Raw genomic sequence first — 21969 nt, forward strand, 5'->3', positions numbered from 1 at the left:
CCCTATGAATCCTGAAGATCTTTCCGTCCTGATCAAGAACACCGCTGCCGCCGTGCTCACCGAGCACGAGCTGGACGCCTCAGTCCTGCCGGAGACCGTGACCGTGGAGCGCCCGCGCAACCCGGAGCACGGTGATTACGCCACCAACCTTGCCCTCCAGGTGGCTAAGAAGGCTGGTGCCAAGCCGCGCGAGCTGGCGCAGTGGTTGGCGGATGCGCTTGCTGGCAATGACGCCATCGATGAAGCGTCCATCGCGGGGCCGGGATTCCTCAACATTCGCCTCGCTGCCGCAGCGCAGGGCGCTATCGTCGCCCAGGTTCTTAACGCCGGTGCGGCATTCGGCAGCAACTCCACTTACCAAGGCAAGAAGATCAACCTGGAGTTCGTCTCCGCGAACCCGACGGGCCCGATCCACCTGGGCGGCACCCGGTGGGCCGCCGTGGGCGATTCGCTGGGCCGCGTGCTCGAGGCCTCCGGCGCGGACGTGACCCGCGAGTACTACTTCAACGATCACGGCGGACAGATCGACCGTTTTGCTCGCTCCCTCGTGGCCGCGGCCAAGGGCGAGCCCACCCCGGAGGATGGCTACGGCGGCGACTACATCAAGGACATTGCGCACGCGGTGGTGGAGAAGAACCCGCAGGCTCTCGAAGGCAGCGATGCCGAGGTCCAGGAGAACTTCCGCGCTGACGGCGTGGAGATGATGTTTGCTCAGATCAAGGAGTCTCTCCACGAGTTCGGCGTGGACTTCGACGTGTACTTCCACGAGAATTCCCTCTTCGAATCCGGTGCCGTGGAGAAGGCCATCCAGACCCTCAAGGACAACGGCAAGCTCTACGAAGCCGAGGGCGCGTGGTGGCTGAAGTCCACCGAATACGGGGACGATAAGGACCGCGTGGTCATCAAGTCCGATGGCAATGCTGCCTATATCGCCGGTGATATCGCTTATGTGGCCGATAAATTCGACCGCGGCCACGACCTGGCCATTTACATGCTGGGCGCGGACCACCACGGTTACATCGCCCGCCTGCGCGCCTCGGCCCAGGCTTTGGGCTATGACCCGGAGGCCGTTGAGGTGCTCATCGGTCAGATGGTCAACCTGGTCCGCGACGGTAAAGCGGTTAAGATGTCCAAGCGCGCAGGTACCGTCATTACCTTGGATGACCTCGTCGAGGCCATCGGTGTGGACGGCGCGCGCTACTCGCTGGTGCGCTCCTCCGTGGACTCCAGCCTGGACATCGACCTGGGCCTGTGGGCCTCCCAGTCGTCCGATAACCCGGTCTACTACGTGCAGTATGGCCACGCCCGCATCTGCTCCATCCTGCGCAAGGCCACGGACCTGGGCTTCGACACCGCGGCGCTTGCCGACGCCCCCCTCGACCTCCTCACCCACGACAAGGAAGGCGACCTCATCCGCACCCTGGGCGAGTTCCCCGAGGTCGTGGCCACCGCCGCGACGCTGCGCGAGCCGCACCGCATCGCGCGCTACGCCGAGGAGCTTGCCGCTGTGTTCCACCGCTTCTACGACCAGTGCCAGGTGCTGCCGAAGGCTGGCGAAGAAACCGAGCCGATCCACTCCGCGCGCCTCGCTCTGGCTGCAGCCACCCGTCAGGTCATGGCCAATGCCTTGACCATGGTGGGTGTGAGCGCGCCAGAGAAGATGTAGGAGCAGGCGCCGATGTCAGACTTCAATTCCCTCCCGGCCCACGTGTGGCCGCGCAACGCCGCTCGAGACTCGAATGGTGTGGTATCGATTGGCGGTGTCTCCCTGACCGAGCTGGCTGCAGAATACGGCACCCCGCTCTACGTCTTCGACGAGCAGGACTTCCGCTCGCGTTGCCGGGATATGGCCCAAGCCTTTGGCGGGCCTGAGCACGTGCACTATGCCTCTAAGGCCTTCATCACCAAGCGCATCGTGCGCTGGGTAGATGAGGAGGGCCTGTGCCTCGACGTGGCCTCTCTCAACGAGGCCAAGCTAGCGCTGGCCGCGGGCTTCCCGGCGGAGCGCATGACCGCCCACGGCAACAACAAGGAAGACGAGTACCTGCAGCTATGCGTGGACAACGGTATCGGGCACGTCGTCCTCGACAACGAGGAGGAGCTCTCGCGCCTCAACAGCATCGCGGCGTCCGCCGGCCGAGTCCAGCCGGTAATGATCCGCGTCAAGCCTGGCGTGGATGCCCACACGCACGAGTTCATCGCCACGGCCCACGAGGACCAGAAGTTCGGCATTTCCTTGTCCACCGGCGCCGCCTTCGAAGTCGCTCGCACCGTGTTGGAATCCGCGAACCTTAAGCTCGTGGGCCTGCACTGCCACGTGGGTTCTTCGGTGTTCAACGCTGATGGCTTCAAGCTGGCCGCCGAGCGCGTGCTCAGCCTGTACAAGCGCATCCACTCCGAGCTCGGCGTTGCCCTCGAGGAGCTAGACTTGGGCGGCGGCTTCGGCATTCCCTACATGGAATACGAGGAAGCGCTCGACGTCGCCACGCTGGCCAAGGATCTGCTCGACGCCGTGGAGCGCACCGCCACTGAGCTCGGCATCACGCCGCCCTTCGTGCTGGTGGAGCCTGGCCGCTCGCTGGTGGGTGCCTCCGCGGTCACCGTGTACCGTGTGGGCACGGTCAAGGACGTGGAGACCGGCAAGGCGGATCTGCCGATGCGCCGCTACCTCTCCGTGGACGGTGGCATGTCCGATAACATCCGGCCGGCGCTCTATGGCTCTGAGTATGACGTGCGCGTGGTCAATCGCCGCACCCAGGGCGAGCCGGTGGACTCGCGCATCGTCGGCTTCCACTGCGAATCCGGTGACATCCTGGTCAACGAGCGCCGTTTCCCCTCGGATATCACTACCGGTGATCTCCTCGCTTTCGCCACCACGGGTGCTTATCAGTACATGATGGCCTCGCGCTATAACGGCGCTTTGCGCCCGGCGGTCGTTTCCGTGCGCGATGGCAAGGCCCAGCTCATGCTGCGACGGGAGACGGTGGAGGACTTGCTGGCGTTGGACGTCGATTAGCGCGGCGTTGTCACAGCTCACCGTATTTTATTCACTATGACATGGCCGGTCGCGCCCAGTGCCGGCCATTTTGTATAGAAATAGACAGCTCGTTCTGTATAGTGATGGGCTAGCACGTAACAATCAAACGCAACATCAACAAAGGGACACTATGACGACGAACCGTAGCAAGAAGCCCGAAGGCGAACCAGTAGGTATTGCGCTGCTTGGGTTTGGCACCGTAGGCGCCGAGGTTTTCCGCCTCGTGCAGGAGAATGCGGATGCTTTTGCGCACCGCATCGGCGGCTCGGTGGAGATCCGCGGCGTAGCCGTACACAACAAGAACAAGCTTCGTCCGGGTGTGCCGAAGGAGCTGCTCACGGACGACGCCAAGGCGCTCGTCCTGCGCGATGATATCGATCTCGTCGTTGAGGTCATCGGCGGCATTGATTTCCCGCGCGAGCTCGTCCTCGCCGCCCTGAATGCCGGTAAATCCGTGGTCACCGCCAATAAGGCCCTCGTGGCCGCGCACGCGGATGAGCTGGCGGAGGCCGCTGAGCGCGCTGACGTCGACCTATATTTTGAGGCCGCCGTGGCCGCCGCCATCCCGGTCGTCGGCATGCTGCGCCGTTCCCTGGCCGGTGACAAGATCCAACGCATCTCCGGAATCGTTAACGGAACCACCAACTTCATCCTGGACGCTATGGAGACCACCGGCGCCTCCTATGAGGACGCGTTGGCTGAGGCCACCCGCCTGGGCTACGCCGAAGCCGATCCCACCGCGGACGTGGAGGGCCACGACGCCGCCTCCAAGGCCGCTATCCTGGCCTCCCTGGGTTTCTACACCCGCCTGACTTTCAACGATGTCTATTGCGAGGGCATTTCCAAGATCACCGCGGACGATATCGCTGCCGCCAACCAAGCCGGTTATTCCATCAAGCTGCTCGCTATTTGTGAGCGCTTGGTTGATGAGGAGACCGGCGCGGAATCCGTCAATGCCCGCGTGCACCCGACGCTGGTCCCGAAGGATCACCCGTTGGCGTCGGTTAGCCAGTCCTACAACGCTATCTTCGTGGAGGCGGAAGCGGCCGGTTCCCTGATGTTCTACGGCAACGGTGCCGGTGGTAACCCCACGGCTTCGGCTGTGCTGGGTGACGTCATCGGCGCCGCCCGCAATATCGTCCACGGCGGCCAAGCGCCGGGGGAGAACACCTACGCCAACCTACCTATTGCGGAGTTCGGAGAAGTGGAAACTCGTTATCACGTCGACATGGAAGTTGAAGATCGCACCGGCGTGCTCTCCGCCATCTCCGGTGTCTTTGCCCGCCACGGTGTCTCCCTGCGCACCGTGCGCCAGGAAGACGGCGATGCCACCGCTCGCCTCATCGTGGTGACCCACGCGGCCAAGGAAGCGGTGCTCGAAGATATCGTCGCAGCCCTCGGCGAGCTCGATGAGGTCAAGGCCGTCCACTCCGTCATTCGCCTGGGCGTATAGGGACTCAGATAGAACAATGAGTATCGATATCGAAGTAGGCACCAAGGTCACCGTCCATGTCCCGGCATCCTCTGCCAACCTGGGCCCGGGCTACGACACCCTGGGTATTGCGCTGAGCCTCTACGACACCGTGGAGGTAGAAATTACCCGCTCCGGCCTGGAGGTGGAGATCTTCGGCGAGGGCGCAGATGAGCTGCCGCGCGATGGCTCCCACCTGGTTGTCAAGGCCATCCGCTCAGCGCTCAAAGCTGCCGACGTAGAAGTCTCTGGCCTGCGCGTGGTGTGCACGAACAACATCCCGCAGTCCCGCGGCCTGGGCTCCTCCGCCTCTGCCGCGGTGGCTGGCGTGGCCGCAGGCAACGGCCTGGCCGGTTTCCCGCTCTCGGAACAGCAGGTTGTGCAGCTCTCCTCGGCTTTCGAAGGCCACCCGGATAACGCCGCGGCCTCCGTGTTGGGCAACGCCGTGGTCTCCTGGACCACCGTGCCTGTCGACGGCCGCTCGCTGCCGGAGTACCGCGCCGCCACCTTGGACGTGCACCCGAGCATTAAGGCCACGGCCTTGGTCCCGGACTTTCATGCGTCGACGCAAGCCGTGCGCCGTGTTCTGCCCTCGCACGTCACGCATGCCGACGCCGCCTTCAACGTCTCCCGCACCGCAGTAAACGTGGCGGCGTTGACCACCTACCCGGACCTGCTGTGGGAGGGCACCCGTGATCGCCTGCACCAGCCTTATCGCGCTGATGTCCTGCCGGTCACCGCAGAGTGGGTCAACCGCCTGCGCAACCGCGGCTACGCCGCCTATCTGTCGGGCGCTGGCCCCACCGTCATGGTCCTGCACACCGAGCCCATCGAGGAAGCAATCCTCGATGATGCCCGCGGCCAGAACCTGCGTGTGCTGGAACTGGAGGTCGCCGGGCCAGTCTCCGTTGAGCGCGGTTAGCCTAGCTAACTGCTCTCTTCCACGTCGATTCGGCACACGCCGTTTCCGGCCTTAGGGACGAGCTTCAGACTCAGCCGCCCGCCCGAAGCGGCGGCTGTTTGCTCTAAGTAGCCATCGTGGATGGCGCAGACGAAGGGGGAGGGCTCCACACCGGCGCTGACAAATGGGCAGGCGTGTAGCTCCACATCGGTGCGGCCTTCCTCGGTGAATTGCTCCACCGAGGTTACCGGGTCAAAGCCCATATCGCGCATCGTCCGGTAGAGCGGGGCCAGCGCCTCAGCACCGTGGTTGGTGGCCGTGGCCTTCGCCCAAGCGCGGCCGATCTCTCGCGCTTGCTCGGAAGAAAAGTCATTGAGCTGATCTTTATCCGCCAGTGCTTTGACTAAGACGCTAATCAGCGTGACGTATTCCTCCGCCACTGAACGGTTGTCGGGCACCCGTACTTGGAAGATCAGTGAGGGGCGTCCGCGCCCCTTCGCCGGAGCAGTAACTACCCGCACCGCGCCGGCGCGAACCAGCTCATCCAGGTGGCCGCGCGCGGTGTTGACATGCATGCCCATCTTCTTAGCAATCTCTGCAGCCCGTGCTCCTTGCGGGAATTTCTGTAAGACCGAGAGGACGTCGCGCTGCTTGGGGGAGAGCTTCATCGTGTCAGGAAATAGCTCGCTGGATGAGCGGGGGCTAGGTGTAGAAAAAGCAGACATGGATTGTGACTCCTTGAAAACGCTATGAGGATCCTACATCCGGCGCACTGATTTTCTCCCATTGCGGTGCTCAGAGGCTTCAGTATCTATGTCATGACGTGGGTAAAACCACAAGATTAAATACGGGTATAGACCGTTAGGGCGTCTGCATTGAGGGCCACGGACACCTTATTCCCGGGGGCGTTGTGGGGTGCTGGCTGGCCCACTGTGACTCGTTGGCCGTCAATCTCGATGAGGGTGGTTTTGCCCAGATCGGCCACAATGGTGGCGCTCAGTGCGCCAGCGGGGTCGAAGTGCAGCGCAGTCTGGGGGAAAGCCGCCCAGTGTTCGCCGTTGCGGGATGGCACGAATGCGTCATTCTGCAGTGAGCCGCGAAGCACATTAACGTCCGCCAGTTCGGCCATAAAGGGGGTCGGGGGCCGCTCCAGAAGACGGTCCGCGGGGCCTTGAGCGATTATGTCGCCGGCTTCCATCACCAGGATGTCGTCCGCCAGCGTGTCGAGGTCCACACGGCTGTGGGTGACGATGACGGTGGTACGGTCAGCGGCTGAAAGGCGCAGTAAGTGGCGCCAACGCGCGGCGGATTCTACGTCCAAGGCTGCAAAGGGCTCATCCGCGACCAAGACCTCTGGTCGCGCCGCCAGCGCGCGTAAGAGAGCAACCTGCGCGGCCTGGCCACCGGACAGCTCCGATACATGGACCAGATCCTGCAGCCCGGCGGCGTTGAGCAGTTCCTCTGTCCTTTGCGGGTCTTTGGTCACCATCGTCAACGCTTGCGCCACGGTGGCAGTGGGGGGAAGCCCGGGGGTCTGGGAGAGCATGATCACGCGTTCGGCGTTGGTTTGTGCTCCTTGGAGTCGCCCGCTAATGAAACGCAGAAGCGTGGTCTTGCCCGCGCCGTTGGGGCCGACCACCGTGGTCACGCGCCCGCCCCGGAACGTCGTGGTGGTGTTGTCGACCGTGACTAAGAGATCTCGGGGAGAGTCCTGCGGGGAGGTCATCGTGCGGAGCGCATCCGGGTCCATCGGCTGCATAGCGCGCACAGCTTGTTCGCGGCGGCGGCCCAGCAGCAGGGGCATTCCGGCGGCGGTGAGCGTGAGGATGGCTATTCCAATTAGTACGGCGGAAAGAGCATACGCATTGTCCGCGCTGACCTCACGTTCAAGGTAGATGCCGCTGGGCATGGTCCGGGTAGAACCGGGCAGGGAACCGGCGAAGGTGATCGTCGTTCCGAATTCACCTAGCGAGCGAGCGAACGCCAGCGCGCCGCCAGTGAGCACCGCGGGGGAAATCGCGGGGAGGGTGATGCGCCGAAGGATGGTGCCTGGGCTCAGGCCAATGCCCCGCGCGCTGGCCACGACCTCGGGGTCGAGCTGCCGCAGCGCAGAATCCACCGCAACAACCACGAAGGGGAGGGTGACAAAGAGATGCGCTGCCACAACACCGGGGAAAGCGAACGACACCTGCAGCCCAGCTTGCTCCAGAACCGGGCCAAGCAGTCCGCGGCGCCCGAGCAGCGCGGTAAGAGCCAAGCCGCCCACCACGGGAGGCATGGCCAAAGGGAGATAAACCACCAGCCGCACGAGGTGAGATACACGGCGTAGCTGCTGTAGCCACAGAGCCAGACAAGTGCCCAGGAGCGTAGACAGCACGGTAGACAATGCTGCCGCGGAAAGGCTGACGCGGAGAAGGTCGTGGGTCGTCGGAGAGTTCAGCGTGTCAGAGAGTTGCTCCCAGGGCACCCGTATTCCCAGGGCGAGGACAGGAGCAAGGATGTAGATAGCGGCGAGCACGCCGGCGGCAATGACCAGCCAAGGGGTCCGTGGGCGCTGCTCGCGCAGAATCATACGCGACACCTAGTTCACCGGCGTGAAACCGAACTTTTCCCAGGTGCTGCCAAAATCCGACTGGAGAAGCGAGAGGATCTCTTGGGCTTCGTCGTGTCGGGGTGAATCAGTGACCACCGCACCCATGATCTCATTACGGAAGTCCTCGGCGTGGGCGAGAGGGATGGCCTCGACGTCCTTATTGGCGGCGGCGTCGGTGGAATAGACCCAACCGGCGTCCGCTTCACCGGAGGCAACCTTTCCCAGCACGTCAGCTACCTGGCCCTCTAAAGAGGAGGCCTGCAGATCCCAGTCATTGGTCTCCATAATGCGCGTTGAAATGGCTCCGCAAGGCACGCTCGGGTCACAGAGAACCAGGCGTGCCGAGGGCTCCAGGTCTGCTGCGGAGCGCAGACCTTGGGGATTACCTTTCGGCACGACCATAACCATGACGTTGCTGGCTAGGGCTACGGGGGCGTTTACGCTTCCCTGCGCAACCGCATTTTTCATGGTTTCTCGGGATGCCGTGATCAGCAGATCTGCGGGCGCTCCCTCATCGACTTGCTGCACCAAAGCAGAAGAGCCGCCGTTGTTGAAAGCCAGGGGAGTCCCGGAGGCGCTAGCAAGCTCGTCATTCAACACTCTTGTCGAGGATGCAGCAAACACCTGCAAGGGCTCTGTGGAATCAGAGGCGCAACCGGCAACAGTCAGCGCGGCGGCGATGACGGGGATTGCAATCTTTGCGAGGTGCATGGTCAGTCAGCTTACGGAAGCTTTAGGCCGTTCGCGTGAATTTGATGTTTACTGCGTGGGGGATTTCGGAGGCGTTGAGGGTGGGGATGTCGTGGCCCTTGGAAGCGTCGATAAGCGGCAAGTTCATTGATCTTTTCCTTTTCGATTCTCTAGGGGGAGCGGGCGTTGCTACCCCTACAAGCAATTTACTACGATTATATCCGTGCAAATAAAAATGTCAGACGTGCCTCTGCGTGACGTCTCCTTGACTGCTCGCCGGCGTTGGCACACCATCGCCTTTAGCCTCGTGGCCTTGTGGATCACGGTGGGCGTGGGAATCAGCGTGGCGAATTATCTGGGAGCACCCGTCGTGTGGTGGGATCTCATCCATCCGTTTAGCCTCGGAGCGCTTACCACCGCGATCCTCGTATTCAGTACCCACTTCACCGAGGCGCTGACCCGCACCCCGGCTACCGGCTTCCGCGGGGTAGGCGCGCGGGTGGGCTTAGTTCAGGTGGGTCTGGTCCTGCTACTCGTTGATCGCGCTGGCTACGACTGGGGTGTGCTCGCGGATACTGGATCCGCATTTGTGATCGTCGCAGTGGGGTGGCACCTGTGGGCGTTGTGGACCAGGCTTCGAGGCTCTCTTTCTGGCTCTTTCGCAGTCACCGTGCCCTTTTATCTGGCCGCGGCCTGCTTCATGGTGGTCTCTGCGCTGATGGTTATTCTGGCCGCGCACGGGGTGGGGAATTACTCGCTGTTGGTGGCGGCGCATTCACGCGGCATGGTGTGGGGGTTTGCACTGCTTACCATTGTGGGCACCGTAGTCACGCTGCTGCCCACGTTGAGCCGAACTCCAATTTCATCGGTCGCCCGGGCCCGGTGTGGTCGAGCATTGACCGTGCATTGCGTGGGGCTGGGGGTGGCCATGCTTGCCGACGCCTCCGGGCTCACCCGCGCCGCCGGCATGGCGCAGCTGCTCACCGTCCTTGCCGCTGTGTTCATCATTCAGCCCGTGCTCGCCGGCGCGCTTGGTGGCGTGAAGACCACGGCAAGCGTGTCCGCGATGGCGGGGCTGGTGTGGATGGTGGCGCTTTGCGCCGGTGACGCGGCGGCCACTCTCGCCGGGGCCTACCCGCGCGCGGTGACGTTACTCCTGATGCCCGCGTTTCTTGGCGCCGGCCTCTTGCAGCTCGTGACCGGGGTACTCCACCACATGCTGCCCATCCTGGCCGGGGCTGCTCATCCCGCGCGGGGCCACCTTCCAGGGCTTGTGCGCGTAGCGCTCATCAACCTTGGCGGCGTGCTGAGCCTCACTGGCATTACTGGCGTGTCCTTCGCCGGGCTTATCATGATGGGGCTAGGCCTCATCGCCAATTGTGCGGCCCTAGTGTGGGCCGTCTCGTCATCTCAAGGAGAAGTTCATGTCAAGCGTGCCCGTTAAAAAGGAGCATTCTGAGAAGCAGTGGGCCTCCTGGCTCATTATCATTGTTGCGCTCCTTGCCGTCATTGGGCTGGCAGTGTTTAACTCCACCACAGGTAAGCAGGGCCCAGCTACGGTAGCTTCCACCGACGCCGTAACCGTTGATGTGTCCGTTGAAGGCATGGCTTTTGTTCCGTCCTCCATTGATGTTGCAGCGGGCAGCCATCTCGTAGTGAACTTCCACAACACCGGTGACCAGGTCCATGACCTGAAAATCGGACGCGAGGAGACGGGCCGGGTAGAACCGGGCGAGACAGTGCAGCTCGACGCCGGAGTCATTGAGGAGTCCATGGAAGGCTATTGCACCATCGCAGGACACAAGATGCAGGGCATGACGTTTATGGTCAACGTCAACGGGTCATCCTCCGGGGAACATGACCACGCGGGGGCGTCGGCAAGCACGGGCTCTGCTGGTGCCCCGGCGACGGTGCCTTCAGCAGCCGAGCGCATGGAAGCCCGTGAGGGATTTGACGCCGTCGATGCCTCCCTTGCCCCTGCGGAAGGTGACCTTCACGAGGAAACGTGGGTGATGACTGAGGAAGAAGTCGAGGTTGCCCCAGGAGTGCGCCAAACGCGGTGGCTCTTCAACGGGCAGGCGCCCGGCCCAACCCTGCGCGGCAAAGTAGGGGATAGATTCCGCATCACCATCAGGAATGAGGGATCGATGGGACACTCGGTGGATTTTCATGCCGGTGAAGTCAACCCGGATAAGAACATGAAGACGATCCAGCCGGGCGAGTCGCTGACCTATGAATTCGTGGCCCACAGGGCGGGCATCTGGATGTATCACTGCTCGACCATGCCGATGAGCTTGCACATTGCCAACGGCATGGCAGGAGCAGTCATTATCGATCCGCGTGGTGAGGATGCACTGGGGGACGTTGACGCGGAGTACGTCATGACGGCAAGCGAGGTCTTCCTAGCCTCTGCGGGTAAGGAAGCTGAGGGCGCTAACGCGCAGCGCGTCAGCGACGGCGACTATGACCTCACCGCCTTCAACTACTATCCCAACCAATATGACGAGGGCCTAGCCCCGCTGCGCGCCAAGGTGGGCGATACCGTGCGTATCTGGCTGGTTAACCTCGGCCCAGATCTGCCGTTGAGCTTCCACGTCGTGGGCGAACAATTCGACACCGTGTACAAGGAAGGCACCTACCTGATTAAGGGCGCGAAGGATTCCGGCTCCCAAGCACTCGACCTCTTGCCCGCCCAGGGCGGATTCGTGGAGATGACCTTCAACGAGCCGGGGACCTACTCCTTTGTCAACCACCTCATGACGAATGCGGAGAAGGGCCAGCACGGTCAGATCATCGTTGAGTAGCTCGCCGCTCGCGTAGCTCGTCCAGGGTATCGATATCGCGCACTGCGGCGGAGCCTTCGACCTCGGTGATCTTCTTCGCGAGTCCCAATAAGCGCATGACTGACTGATTGCGGGGATTGCCGAGCTCATTCAGAGCGCGGGCGAGGGACTCGGTGCGCCACAGCGCGCACAGCGGTTGGAGGTGCCCATCGAGTGTGGCCACCGCGACATCAGCGCCGGTGCTTGCCAAAGCCACCTCGAGAGCGGGGAGCATCTGTGGGGAATCCGGGGCGTCGACGGCAAAGATGGCGGTCGTGGACTCTGCGGCACCAACCAGCGCGGCGTGGCCCGCGGCGATTCCCGCGGCTGGCCCGCCGAAGAGGGGCTTTTCACATACTTGGGGCATGCCTAAGTGGTAGGGCGAGACAACCGTCACCGGCGCATCATAGGGCAGTTGGCGCAGGAGACGGTCGATGAGGCGCTCACCGGCGAGAGTGATACTTGCCTTGTCCACGCCTCTCATGCGTGTGCCGCGTCCGCCCGCCACAACAATGACACCTGGCATTGTTTTCTATCCTTCCGCGCCGGGCAGCTCGCGGGACCAATCACCAGAGCGGCCGCCGGACTTCGCGGTGATGCCGCAGTGCCGGATATAAGCGGAGCGGTCCACACCTTTGACCATATCGATGAGCGCTAGGGCCGCGACGTTTACCGCGGTCAGCGCCTCCATTTCCACGCCGGTGCGGTCGGCGGTGCGCACGGTGGCCTCGATAAAAACGTGATCTTCGCGCAGCTCGATGTCGACCGCGCACCCGTGCACACCAATGGTGTGGGCCAGAGGCAAGAGATCCGGGACCTTCTTCGCCGCCGCAATACCGGCCACTCGGGCAACCGCAAGCACGTCGCCCTTCGGCACGGCTCCCTCCCGCAGTGCGGTGAGGACCTCCGGCGAGCATGCCACCTCGCCTTGGGCGGTGGCGGTGCGCACGGTGGGCTGTTTTTCGGTGACGTCCACCATGTAGGCGGAGCCGGCCTCATTAAGATGAGTGAACTTCATTGTTGCAGCGGGTCCTTTCCTCCGGTGGACCTAGCCTAGCTGACGAAGAGTGGGCCGATCCGCGTTTCTGAGGCGCGATCTTTGGCAGCAACGGAGGGGGGCTGTAGAGGGGAGACCGTGAAGCTAGTAGGGGTAGACGGTAAGTTGCTCCCCTGCGGTGACGGGGCGCGTCAGCAGCGCGAAACCTTGCGTGCCCGGCAGTGCTGCAACGTGGTGGCTGCGCATGCGTGGACCAGGCGGCGGAGAGGCAGTAATGCTTCCCTCCAGAGCAATTGAGCACGGCTGAATCAGCGGGCGGTGCGGATGCGGGAAGTCGGCCCGGGCGACAGCCGTCAGATGCGGCCGGTCTAAAACTCCGGTGGGGCGGGGAAGGCCGCGCAAGGAACGCAGAAGCGGGGTGAGGTAGAGATGCGCGGAGACGAACGCCGCCACCGGGTTGCCCGGCAAACACACCACGGGAACGCCGTTCCACAGCGCGTGGCCCTGCGGCGCGCCGGGGCGTTGGTTGACGTGCCCGAACCAATAAGAGCCGCGCTCCACGGCATCCTCAATGACAGCGCGAACCACGTCAAAGGCTCCTGCAGATACCCCGCCGGTGGTGACGATGAGATCGGAGTCAGCGGCAGCCGCGTCGAAGCGGCGGCGCAGCTCAGCGGGAGAATCTCCGCATACCGCGCGAGTGATGTCAACAGGCCCGGTTGCACTCATGAGTGCGTCGAGCATCGGACCATTGGAATCCGGGAGTTGGCCGTTGAGCAGCTCCTCGCCCGTGGCGATAATGCTCACTCGCGGGATGCGGTGGACCACGGCGGTGCTGACCCCGGCAGAGATGGCGGCGGCGATGAGGGAGGCGTCGACCAGCGTGGCGGCACCGGCTAGTTGGTGGCCAGCTTCGATGTGGGAACCGCGCCGCCGGATGTGGTTGCGCTCTGGCAAACGGCGCACCGTGACGGTCTCGGGCAGTGGCCCCGGGCCTGGTGGAATATCGGTGTCCTCCACGGGGATGACCAGACCATCAAAGCCCGCGGGTACTGCACCACCGGTCATGATGCGCAGCGCAGTGCCGGGCTGCGGGGCCTGGGCAGGCGCGCCGGCAGGCACATCACCCACGACGGGCAGAGTGAAAGGAACGGTGAGGCTGTCGGGAGAGCCGGGCTCCGAAATGAGGAAACCATCCATCGCGGAATTATCTTGCGCTGGCAGGGGCAGGCGGGCGACGAGGGGCTCAGCCAATACGTGACCCTGCGAGAGTGGGACATGCTCCGCAGGCAGGGCGCGGACGAGCGCGTGGAGGCGGTCGAAATACTCCTCGATACTTAAGTCAGTCCCAGTGCTTGTCATTGCACCCAATCTAGCCGCCGATGGCGGACATCGGGCGATCTGGTTGAAGGAAGCCTTCATCATCCACCCCATGGCCCGGTAATTTCCTCCACATTTCACCCGCCCACGCGGTGGCGAGCTCCGCATCGCTGGCACCGGCCCGCATGAGGTCGCGCAAGGAGGTTTCCGAATTGCCGAAGAGGCAATTGCGCACCGCGCCGTCTGCGGTCAGGCGCGTGCGGTCGCAATCCCCGCAGAAGGGCCGCGTCACGGAGGCGATCACCCCGATGTGTCCTGTGGGGAGGGAGCCATCGCGCGAGACCGCGGACCACAGTGCAGCCGGCGCGGAGCCGCGGGGTTTCTTAGCCGGGGTGAGCTCGAAGTCTTCGGCCAAGCGCGTCACAATATCCTCGGCGGTCACCATGCGAGAGCGCTCCCACTCCTCCCGTGGGCCTAGAGGCATCTGCTCAATGAAGCGCAGCTGCGCGCCGCGTTCGAGGCAAAAGCGCGACAAAGGAAGGATCGCAGATTCGTTGACGCCTGGCATGATGACGGCGTTAATCTTGACCGGATCCATGTCGGCGGCCAGCGCGGCGTCGATGGATGTGAGCACATCCGCTAGGCGGTCGCGCCGGGTGAGCCGGGCATAGAGTTCTGGATCGAGGGTGTCCAGGGAGATATTGACGCGGTCCAGCCCGGCGCGCTTTAGCCCCGGCAGGCGTTTATCCAAGCCCAGCCCGTTGGTGGTGAGAGCAACAGTAGGAGAGCGGCCCTCATCGGTAGTGAGCGCTTTTGTGGCGGCGATGATTTTCTCTAAGGAACCGCGAAGAAGAGGTTCCCCACCGGTGAAGCGCACCTGCTGGATGCCGAGCTTTTCTACCGCGAGGCGGATCAGCCGGATGGTTTCCTCATCGCTGAGCGTGTGTTCGGTGGTCAGCCACTCATAACCTTCGGCGGGCATGCAGTAGGTGCAGCGCAGGTTGCAGCGATCCGTCAGGGAGACGCGTAGGTCGCGGGCCTGGCGGCCGTAGCGATCCACGAGTGCGCGGCGGCCGTCTGGCCCTGCCCCTGGCAGGTCCGTGGGCGGCATCCCCGCGTCCCGTACTCGCGGCAATGGCAGTGCCAACGGGGCGGGGGCGGGTGGCGAAGGTTGGGATCGTTGGGCGGACATTGCTGGCAAGTCTAGATCGAAGCTAGCCGAATGAATAGGCGGGGTGAGGCTAGTCCTCCCCGTCAACCTCTTCAGCGTCGAGGCGCTGCGCCTCACCCGGGCCCTTGAGGCGGATGATGTTGTACTCGCCCTCCGCAAGGTGGGCGCGCAGGTCCTTCTTATCGAATTTGCCCACCGAGGTCTTATCGATGGACTTCACGAAGGTCCAGTACTCCGGCAGCATCCAAGAGGGCAGCTCGGAGCGCATCCCGTCACGCAGGCGCTCGGCGGTCTCAATCGTGGGGCTGATATCCGCGGCAAGGACGGTCACAGCTAGTGGGCGCTCCACCCACTGCTTGTCGGGGTAGCCAATGACGGCGCATTCGAGCACCACCGGGTTGGCCATGATGAGGTTCTCCAACTGCACGGAGTAAATCCACTCACCACCGGAGCGAATAACATCGCGCGCACGATCCTCCACGGTAAGGAAGCCATCCTCGGTGACGAAGCCGACGTCGCCGGTGCGCAGCCAGCCGTCCGCCGTGAACTTCGAGGCCGCGTCCTCGACGTCTTTTCCACGGAATTCGTGGGCAGCACCGCCGTCCTCCGAGGTGGGTGAGTGGTAGTAGGAGCCGGTGACCAAGTTGCCGCGGACCTGAATCTCGCCCGCATTGCGGTCGGTGGTGTTGACCACGTGGCCGTCATTGACCACGCGGTATTCCAGGGCGGCAGGGAAGCGCCCTTGGGAGATGCGGTAGGCCCAGCGAGCTTCACCCGAGGCGCCTGAGGGCGGGCGCGCCACGGTGCCCACCGTGGTGGTTTCCGCCATGCCCCACACGTGGACCACGTCCACGCCGTAGCGCTCTTCCCAGCTCTTGATGAGCTGCGGTGGCACAGGGGAGCCGCCAGCGAAGATCTCCGTCAGTGTCATGCGCTCCGGCGGGTTCTTGAGGTAGTGCACGAAGAGCTGAATCCAAATGGTGGGCACACCGTGCGCCACGCGCGGGGAGGTGGCGGCGATGATGTTGGCCAGGGTGGCGGGGGAGACGTCGGCGTCGGGAAGCACCAGCGGCGTGCCCGTCATCCAGGCCGCAAAAGGAACTCCCCAGCTCAGCACGTGATAGATGGGGATGCAGCACAAGAAGGTCTCGCCATGGGTCACGCACAGGGAGTCGGAGGAGCGCAATTGCATCCCCTCCAAAAACAGGGCGCGGTGCGAGTAGAGCACACCTTTCGGCGCGCCGGTGGTGCCAGTGGAGTAGCACAAGGCGGCAGCGGTGTGCTCATCCAACACCGGCCAGTTGTACACGGTGGAGCGCCCATCAAGAAGCTGTTCGTAGCTATAAACCTCAACGTTGCCCGGCAGTGCAATGCTGGGCTTGTCGACGCCCGTGAAGACCACCGCGCGCACGCACTCCACGCCGTCCAGTACGCGGGCGAGCTGCTCCGCTAACCGGGCATCTGCGACGATGACGCGAACCTCGGCGTGGTTGATGATGTGCCGGATCTGATCATTCATGAGCTGCTTGTTGAGCGGCGTGAACACCGCCCCCTTACAGGCGGTGCCAAAAAGTACTTCGAGGTGTTCGGCGCAATTCCACATCAGTGAGCCCACGCGCTCGTCACCGGTGATGCCGAGCGTGTCATGCAGGGCGTGGGCGAAGGCGGCGGCGCGGGCGCCGACATCAGCAAAGGTGGTTTCCTCGCGTTCGTTGCCGGGGTTGGCGCTGTGCCAGGTGATGACCTGGGTTTGGCCGTGGACGGAGGAACCGTACTCCAGGATGCGGGTGAGGGACAGCGGGATATCCTGCATTGTGGAGAGCATGCGCACTACTTTAGCCGTGTCAGTGTGAGCGCGGGGGAAGGATGCGGTATAGTTATCCGCGACTGGCGGGGAAGGCTTTCCCCGCACCTCCGAGCTCCCTCCACGGCGCACACACCTGCGGTGAAAACTCATGGCAGTCCAACGGTGCGCGCGGCGGTGAGAGGGGAGAGATACGCTCGCAGTCGCCTTCTTAAAATATCTCCCCGCGCTTGACCCGCGGCCGATTCCTTGAGGGCTTTCAAGAGTTCAACAAGGAGTCCTTCACGTTCCGTACCGCAGGGCCGGAGAGGGGGGAGAGCCAAGACAACCACCGCCCACGGGGATCGCGGTTGCGTGAACTCGCTGGTGGCGGAGGACCATCTCAATTACACACTGGCTTCCAACGCCCGCTTGGAACAGCACCACGCACAGTGCGGGTGCGGCAGATAAGACGGCGCGCGTTGGTGAAGCGACGAAAGGATATCCGTGAGCGATACGGACAAGACCGCAGCACAGGATCTCGCCTCCCTGAAGCTGCCGGAATTGCGCAAGCTAGCTGCGGAGCGCGGACTTCGCGGCGTCTCCGGACTGCGCAAGGGGGATCTCATCACTGCCCTGACCACCGGCCAGGTGCCTGCGCGCGGCGCGAAGGCCGCTGCCCAAGGCGAGGCTAAGGACGCGCCCGCCGCAGAGGACTCCGCACAGAAGGAGTCGAAGAAGGACGCGCAGCCGCGCCGCGCGACCCGCAAGGCTTCCCGCCCTGCCGGCGCTGCTGACCAGGCCTCCGAGAAACCGGAGCCTGAGAACACCCATAAGGGCGAGGACGGTGCTCAGGAGTCCGAGCAGAAAGACGGCCACGACGAGCAGCGTTACGAGTCCCGCTCCCAGGCCCGCCGCGCCCGCCGCAACCGTGCGCGCCGCCAGGAGCGCGAGGCCCGCGAAGAGGCTAAGGCCAACGGCAACGGAAATAACAACGGCGCCGAGGACAAGCAATCCAAGTCCGAGGACAACCAGTCCCGCGGTGGACACAACTCCGATAACGGTGATCGCGGCAACGGTGGCAATAACGGTGGCGGCCACAACAATAACCGCCGCGATAACCACCGCAACGATGATGACAACAACGGCGGCGGGGGCCGCCGCAACCGCCGTAATCGTCGCAACCGCCGCGGGCGTGACCGCGATGGCGGTGGCAACGGTGGCAATGACCTGCAGATCCGCGAGGGCGATGAAGTACAGCTAGTGGGCGGCATCCTCGAGGTCGTCGACAACAACGTGGCCTTCCTGCGCACCACCGGCTACCGCGCGGCCAGCTCCGATGTCTTTGTCAACAACAACCTCGTGCGCCGCTTGGGCCTGCGCTCCGGCGATGCCCTGACCGGCAAGGTCAAGGTCTCGGGCCCGACCCACACTCATGGCAACGGCCGCAACCGCCGCAAATACAACCAGCTGGTGGAGGTCGACACCGTCAACGGCCTGGATCCGTCCACCGCGAAGGAGCGCCCGGACTTCGCCAAGCTCACTCCGCTGTACCCGAACCAGCGTCTGCGCCTGGAGACGGACCCGAAGATCCTCACCACCCGCGTCATCGACCTGATCATGCCGATTGGCAAGGGCCAGCGCGCGCTCATCGTCTCCCCGCCGAAGGCCGGTAAGACGACGATCCTGCAAAACATCGCCAACGCCATCGCCACGAACAACCCGGAGTGCTACCTCATGGTGGTCCTCGTGGACGAGCGGCCCGAAGAGGTCACCGACATGCAGCGTAGCGTCAACGGTGAGGTCATCGCCTCCACCTTCGACCGCCCGCCGTCAGAGCACACCTCGGTGGCGGAGCTGGCCATCGAGCGCGCCAAGCGCCTGGTGGAGCAGGGCAAGGACGTCGTCGTCCTGCTCGACTCCATCACCCGCCTAGGCCGCGCCTACAACAACTCCTCCCCGGCGTCGGGCCGCATCCTGTCCGGTGGTGTGGACTCCAACGCCCTGTACCCGCCGAAGCGCTTCTTGGGTGCTGCCCGCAACATCGAAAACGGCGGCTCGCTGACCATCATCGCTACCGCGATGGTGGAGACCGGCTCCACCGGTGACACCGTCATCTTCGAGGAGTTCAAGGGCACCGGCAACGCCGAGCTCAAGCTCGATCGCGCCATCTCCGAGCGCCGCATCTTCCCGGCCGTGGACGTCAACCCGTCCGGCACCCGCAAGGACGAGCTCCTGCTGGTTCCGGAGGAAGCACGCATCATGACCAAGCTGCGCCGCATCCTCTCCGGCTTGGACTCCTTCGCCGCTATTGACCTGCTGATCAAGCAGCTCAAGAAGACCCGCTCCAACGGCGAGTTCCTCATGCAGGTGGCCTCGTCCGCGCCCATGGCGGCTGACACGGATGAGGAGGACTACAAGTAATGTCTAACCAGGTTTCCCTCGTTGATGACATTGTCTCCGAGTTCCAAGGCATCGAAATGCAGATGGCTGACCCGGAGGTAGCCGGTGATCAGTCTCAGTTCCGCAAGCTGTCCAAGCGGTACGCCGAACTTCGGCCCATCGTCGCCGTGAACGACGAGCTGGTCCAGGCTCGCCAAGACCTGGCCGATGCCAAAGAAATGGCCTACGAGGACCACGAGTTCCAGCCTGAGGTCGACCGCCTCGAGCCGCTCGTCGTGCAACTGGAGGAAAAGCTCGCGGACCTGCTGGCCCCGCGCGATGAGCATGACTCCGAGGACATCATCATGGAAATCAAGGCCGGCGCCGGCGGCGAAGAGGCAGCACTTTTCGCTGGCGACCTAGCCCGCATGTACGAGCGCTTCGCCGATAAGGTCGGCTTCCAGTGGGAGGTTTTGGGCCTCAACGAGTCCGACCTCGGTGGTGTCAAAGACATGTCCATCTCCTTCAAGTCCAAGACCCCGTCCCGTGATGGCGCGTGGAGCGTGTTCAAGTTTGAGGGCGGTGTGCACCGCGTACAGCGCGTCCCGGTGACCGAGTCCCAGGGCCGCATCCAGACCTCCGCAGCCGGTGTGCTGGTCTACCCGGAACCGGAGGAAATCGACTCCGTCAACATCGATGACAAGGACATCCGTGTCGATGTCTACCGTTCCTCCGGTAAGGGTGGTCAGGGCGTGAACACCACTGACTCCGCGGTGCGTATTACCCACCTGCCGACCGGCCTGGTGGTGACCTGTCAGAAGGAGCGCTCCCAGATTCAGAACAAGGCGCGTGCCCTGCAGGTGCTGCAAGCCCGCCTGGACCAGATGGAGCGCGAGGCCCGCGAGGCCGAGGCCGGCGAGCAGCGCGCCTCCCAGGTGCGCACCATGGACCGCTCCGAGCGCATCCGCACCTATAACTGGCCGGAGAACCGCATCACCGACCACCGCATCGGCTACAAGGCCAATAACCTGGACTCCGTGCTCAACGGTGACATGCAGGACCTCATCTATGCCCTACAAGCCCAAGAGCGCGCGGAGCGCCTTGAGGCTGAGGACTAGAAGACTAAGGCACGGTTTAATTCGGTGACTTTTCACACCTATAAGGAGGCGCTTCGTGATGCCACGGAGCGCCTTCGCGCTGCCGGGGTACCTTCACCCGAGTGGGATGCGCGCCTGCTGGCTGCCCACCTCATCCACTGCGGCCACATGGACATCCCGCTTAACGAGGCTCCGATGCCCGGCTTTGACGTGGCCTATGGGGCGTTGGTGGGGCGTCGTGAAGCACGCGAGCCCCTGCAGCACATCCTGGGTGTGGCGTGGTTCGGCCCCCTCGAACTCGAGGTGGGCCCCGGCGTGTTCATCCCGCGACCGGAGACGGAGGTGCTCGCCGACTGGGGCGTTAAATTTCTAAAGAAATTTAACGCGGAGGTGACGAAGAAATTTAACGCAGAGGAGACGACGAAACTTAACTCGCAATCTCCCCGCGTCGTGGATTTGTGTGCTGGGTCCGGGGCACTCGCGCTGTACGTCGCCCACTATGTGCCGCAGGCCCAGGTGTGGGCAGTGGAGCTAGCCGACGCCGCCCTGGCCTACACCCGGCGCAATGCCGCAACCGCTGCGCGCGGCGGGGCGGGTTCTGTGAACGTGGTGCAGTGCGACGTCACCGACGCCCAGCTTTTGTCGGAGCTGCATGGCACCGTTGACCTCGTGCTCACCAACCCGCCTTACGTTCCGGAGACCCCGGATCTGGACCCGGAGGTCTACCAGGATCCGCACGATGCGGTGTTTGGCGGAGTAGACGGCATGGAGACCATCACCGCGATGATTCCGACCATCGCCGCGCTGCTGCGTCCCGGCGGGCATGTGGGCATTGAGCACGACGACGAGACCTCCCAACAGGTGCAGGAAGCCCTACGCGCACACGGCGGCTTCAGCGATATCGAGGTGCTCAAGGACCTCACTGGCACGGCACGATTTGTCACAGCGAAGCGAGGAGTACAGTAGATTGGTCGAAGATTGGTCGACAAGCCGATAGGAACGGGATTAAAGGAGAGACCAATGCAGGGACAGATTTATAACTGTGCGGACGCTAGTGAGCGCGAAGAAGGCATGGCACTTGCCGTCAAAGCGGCCAAGTCAGGCCGACTCGTCGTGATGCCCACCGACACGCTCTACGGGCTGGGCTGCGATGCCTTCGATAACGATGCCGTGGCTAGCCTTTTGTCCACCAAGCACCGCGGCCCGGACATGCCGGTACCGGTGCTCGTCGGCTCCTGGGACACCGTCAAGGGCCTGGTGGCTTCGCTGGATGACACCGCACAGACACTCATCGAGGCCTTCTGGCCGGGTGGGCTGTCCATCGTCGTTCCGCAAGCACCCTCGCTGCCCTGGAACCTGGGCGATACCCGCGGCACGGTGATGCTGCGCATGCCCCTGCACCCGATTGCTATTGAGCTCCTCCGCGAGGTTGGCCCCATGGCTGTCTCCTCCGCGAATATCTCCGGCCAAACCCCGCCGACCACCGCGATTGCCGCCAAGCAGCAGCTGGGCAAGGCCGTCACGGTCTATCTGGATGGGGGAGAGGCCGAGGTCGGCAAGCCCTCCACCATTATCGACCTGTCCGGTCCGCGCCCCTACCTCTTGCGCGAGGGCGCGCTGAGCGCCGAGCAGATCGGCGAGGTCATCGGAGTGTCTGCAGAGTCCTTGCGCACCCGACCGGGTAGCCAATCCTCTTAAGGAGACA

At 63.6% G+C, this 21969-nt stretch carries 18 protein-coding genes; 10 read left to right on the top strand and 8 right to left on the bottom strand.

Annotation, left to right across the window (positions count from 1 at the left end; all coding sequences use genetic code 11):
* Window positions 1–4: 4 nt before the first annotated feature.
* The 4 genes from argS (at window position 5) to thrB (ending at window position 5430) form a co-directional block, all read left to right on the top strand.
* Window positions 5–1666 carry an arginine--tRNA ligase gene (gene argS / locus RDN59_RS03610; RefSeq protein ID WP_308606649.1) on the top strand — a complete coding sequence of 554 codons (1662 nt, stop codon included), beginning with the start codon at window positions 5–7 and terminating at the stop codon, window positions 1664–1666.
* Window positions 1667–1678: 12 nt separating this feature from the next.
* Window positions 1679–3016, top strand: coding sequence for a diaminopimelate decarboxylase (gene lysA, locus RDN59_RS03615; RefSeq protein ID WP_308606650.1), 1338 nt, complete (start codon window positions 1679–1681; stop codon window positions 3014–3016).
* 151 nt (window positions 3017–3167) lie between these two features.
* Window positions 3168–4490 (top strand): homoserine dehydrogenase, encoded by a 1323-nt coding sequence (locus tag RDN59_RS03620; RefSeq protein WP_308606651.1) that lies wholly within the window; start codon window positions 3168–3170, stop codon window positions 4488–4490.
* A 16-nt stretch (window positions 4491–4506) separates the two neighbouring features.
* A complete protein-coding gene (gene thrB / locus RDN59_RS03625) occupies window positions 4507–5430 on the top strand; it encodes a homoserine kinase (protein ID WP_308606652.1) in 924 nt (307 codons plus the stop codon).
* 5 nt (window positions 5431–5435) lie between these two features.
* On the opposite strand, the gene RDN59_RS03630 is transcribed toward thrB, so the two are convergent.
* From RDN59_RS03630 to modA, 3 genes are all read right to left on the bottom strand, one after another.
* Window positions 5436–6134 (bottom strand): helix-turn-helix domain-containing protein, encoded by a 699-nt coding sequence (locus RDN59_RS03630; RefSeq protein ID WP_308606653.1) that lies wholly within the window; start codon window positions 6132–6134, stop codon window positions 5436–5438.
* 116 nt (window positions 6135–6250) lie between these two features.
* Window positions 6251–7981 (bottom strand): ATP-binding cassette domain-containing protein, encoded by a 1731-nt coding sequence (locus RDN59_RS03635; RefSeq protein WP_308606654.1) that lies wholly within the window; start codon window positions 7979–7981, stop codon window positions 6251–6253.
* A gap of 9 nt (window positions 7982–7990) precedes the next feature.
* The gene (gene modA, locus RDN59_RS03640) at window positions 7991–8713 is read right to left on the bottom strand and encodes a molybdate ABC transporter substrate-binding protein (protein WP_308606655.1); all 723 of its coding nucleotides are present in this window, start codon (window positions 8711–8713) and stop codon (window positions 7991–7993) included.
* A 214-nt stretch (window positions 8714–8927) separates the two neighbouring features.
* On the opposite strand from modA, the gene RDN59_RS03645 reads away from it, so the two are divergent.
* Together RDN59_RS03645 and RDN59_RS03650 are read left to right on the top strand one after the other, a co-directional pair.
* Window positions 8928–10136, top strand: a complete 1209-nt coding sequence (locus tag RDN59_RS03645; RefSeq protein ID WP_374044581.1) for a beta-carotene 15,15'-monooxygenase — start codon at window positions 8928–8930, stop codon at window positions 10134–10136.
* Window positions 10117–11496, top strand: a complete 1380-nt coding sequence (locus RDN59_RS03650) for a multicopper oxidase domain-containing protein (protein WP_308606657.1) — start codon at window positions 10117–10119, stop codon at window positions 11494–11496. Before RDN59_RS03645 ends, RDN59_RS03650 begins: the two co-directional genes overlap by 20 nt.
* On the opposite strand, the gene RDN59_RS03655 is transcribed toward RDN59_RS03650, so the two are convergent.
* The 5 genes from RDN59_RS03655 to RDN59_RS03675 form a co-directional block, all read right to left on the bottom strand.
* Window positions 11483–12040 carry an NTP transferase domain-containing protein gene (locus RDN59_RS03655; RefSeq protein WP_308606658.1) on the bottom strand — a complete coding sequence of 186 codons (558 nt, stop codon included), beginning with the start codon at window positions 12038–12040 and terminating at the stop codon, window positions 11483–11485. The genes RDN59_RS03650 and RDN59_RS03655 overlap by 14 nt on opposite strands.
* A gap of 6 nt (window positions 12041–12046) precedes the next feature.
* Window positions 12047–12532, bottom strand: coding sequence for a cyclic pyranopterin monophosphate synthase MoaC (gene moaC / locus RDN59_RS03660; RefSeq protein WP_308606659.1), 486 nt, complete (start codon window positions 12530–12532; stop codon window positions 12047–12049).
* A gap of 123 nt (window positions 12533–12655) precedes the next feature.
* A complete protein-coding gene (locus RDN59_RS03665; RefSeq protein ID WP_308606660.1) occupies window positions 12656–13873 on the bottom strand; it encodes a molybdopterin molybdotransferase MoeA in 1218 nt (405 codons plus the stop codon).
* A 10-nt stretch (window positions 13874–13883) separates the two neighbouring features.
* Window positions 13884–14942: a GTP 3',8-cyclase MoaA gene (moaA, locus tag RDN59_RS03670; protein ID WP_308606670.1), complete on the bottom strand. Its 1059-nt coding sequence runs from the start codon at window positions 14940–14942 to the stop codon at window positions 13884–13886.
* A gap of 130 nt (window positions 14943–15072) precedes the next feature.
* Window positions 15073–16827, bottom strand: a complete 1755-nt coding sequence (locus RDN59_RS03675; RefSeq protein ID WP_308606661.1) for a long-chain fatty-acid--CoA ligase — start codon at window positions 16825–16827, stop codon at window positions 15073–15075.
* Window positions 16828–17292: 465 nt separating this feature from the next.
* Between RDN59_RS03675 and rho the strand changes: the two genes are divergently transcribed.
* The 4 genes from rho to RDN59_RS03695 are packed head-to-tail and all read left to right on the top strand — an operon-like array spanning window position 17293 to window position 21962.
* The gene (rho, locus tag RDN59_RS03680; protein ID WP_308606662.1) at window positions 17293–19209 is read left to right on the top strand and encodes a transcription termination factor Rho; all 1917 of its coding nucleotides are present in this window, start codon (window positions 17293–17295) and stop codon (window positions 19207–19209) included.
* Window positions 19209–20285: a peptide chain release factor 1 gene (gene prfA / locus RDN59_RS03685; protein WP_308606663.1), complete on the top strand. Its 1077-nt coding sequence runs from the start codon at window positions 19209–19211 to the stop codon at window positions 20283–20285. Before rho ends, prfA begins: the two co-directional genes overlap by 1 nt.
* 24 nt (window positions 20286–20309) lie before the next feature.
* Window positions 20310–21230: a peptide chain release factor N(5)-glutamine methyltransferase gene (prmC, locus tag RDN59_RS03690; RefSeq protein WP_308606664.1), complete on the top strand. Its 921-nt coding sequence runs from the start codon at window positions 20310–20312 to the stop codon at window positions 21228–21230.
* Window positions 21231–21284: 54 nt separating this feature from the next.
* Window positions 21285–21962 (top strand): L-threonylcarbamoyladenylate synthase, encoded by a 678-nt coding sequence (locus RDN59_RS03695; protein ID WP_308606665.1) that lies wholly within the window; start codon window positions 21285–21287, stop codon window positions 21960–21962.
* The last annotated feature ends 7 nt before the right edge of the window (window positions 21963–21969 follow it).

The sequence above is a fragment of the uncultured Corynebacterium sp. genome (assembly GCF_902489365.1).
Lineage (GTDB): Bacteria > Actinomycetota > Actinomycetes > Mycobacteriales > Mycobacteriaceae > Corynebacterium.

Bases quoted from the DNA above. Each gene is read 5' to 3' on its own strand.
- argS (WP_308606649.1), top strand. From the start codon at position 5: ATGAATCCTGAAGATCTTTCCGTCCTGATCAAGAACACCGCTGCCGCC.
- lysA (WP_308606650.1), top strand. From the start codon at position 1,679: ATGTCAGACTTCAATTCCCTCCCGGCCCACGTGTGGCCGCGCAACGCC.
- RDN59_RS03620 (WP_308606651.1), top strand. From the start codon at position 3,168: ATGACGACGAACCGTAGCAAGAAGCCCGAAGGCGAACCAGTAGGTATT.
- thrB (WP_308606652.1), top strand. From the start codon at position 4,507: ATGAGTATCGATATCGAAGTAGGCACCAAGGTCACCGTCCATGTCCCG.
- RDN59_RS03630 (WP_308606653.1), bottom strand. From the start codon at position 6,134: ATGTCTGCTTTTTCTACACCTAGCCCCCGCTCATCCAGCGAGCTATTT.
- RDN59_RS03635 (WP_308606654.1), bottom strand. From the start codon at position 7,981: ATGATTCTGCGCGAGCAGCGCCCACGGACCCCTTGGCTGGTCATTGCC.
- modA (WP_308606655.1), bottom strand. From the start codon at position 8,713: ATGCACCTCGCAAAGATTGCAATCCCCGTCATCGCCGCCGCGCTGACT.
- RDN59_RS03645 (WP_374044581.1), top strand. From the start codon at position 8,928: ATGTCAGACGTGCCTCTGCGTGACGTCTCCTTGACTGCTCGCCGGCGT.
- RDN59_RS03650 (WP_308606657.1), top strand. From the start codon at position 10,117: ATGTCAAGCGTGCCCGTTAAAAAGGAGCATTCTGAGAAGCAGTGGGCC.
- RDN59_RS03655 (WP_308606658.1), bottom strand. From the start codon at position 12,040: ATGCCAGGTGTCATTGTTGTGGCGGGCGGACGCGGCACACGCATGAGA.
- moaC (WP_308606659.1), bottom strand. From the start codon at position 12,532: ATGAAGTTCACTCATCTTAATGAGGCCGGCTCCGCCTACATGGTGGAC.
- RDN59_RS03665 (WP_308606660.1), bottom strand. From the start codon at position 13,873: ATGACAAGCACTGGGACTGACTTAAGTATCGAGGAGTATTTCGACCGC.
- moaA (WP_308606670.1), bottom strand. From the start codon at position 14,942: ATGCCGCCCACGGACCTGCCAGGGGCAGGGCCAGACGGCCGCCGCGCA.
- RDN59_RS03675 (WP_308606661.1), bottom strand. From the start codon at position 16,827: ATGCTCTCCACAATGCAGGATATCCCGCTGTCCCTCACCCGCATCCTG.
- prfA (WP_308606663.1), top strand. From the start codon at position 19,209: ATGTCTAACCAGGTTTCCCTCGTTGATGACATTGTCTCCGAGTTCCAA.
- RDN59_RS03695 (WP_308606665.1), top strand. From the start codon at position 21,285: ATGCAGGGACAGATTTATAACTGTGCGGACGCTAGTGAGCGCGAAGAA.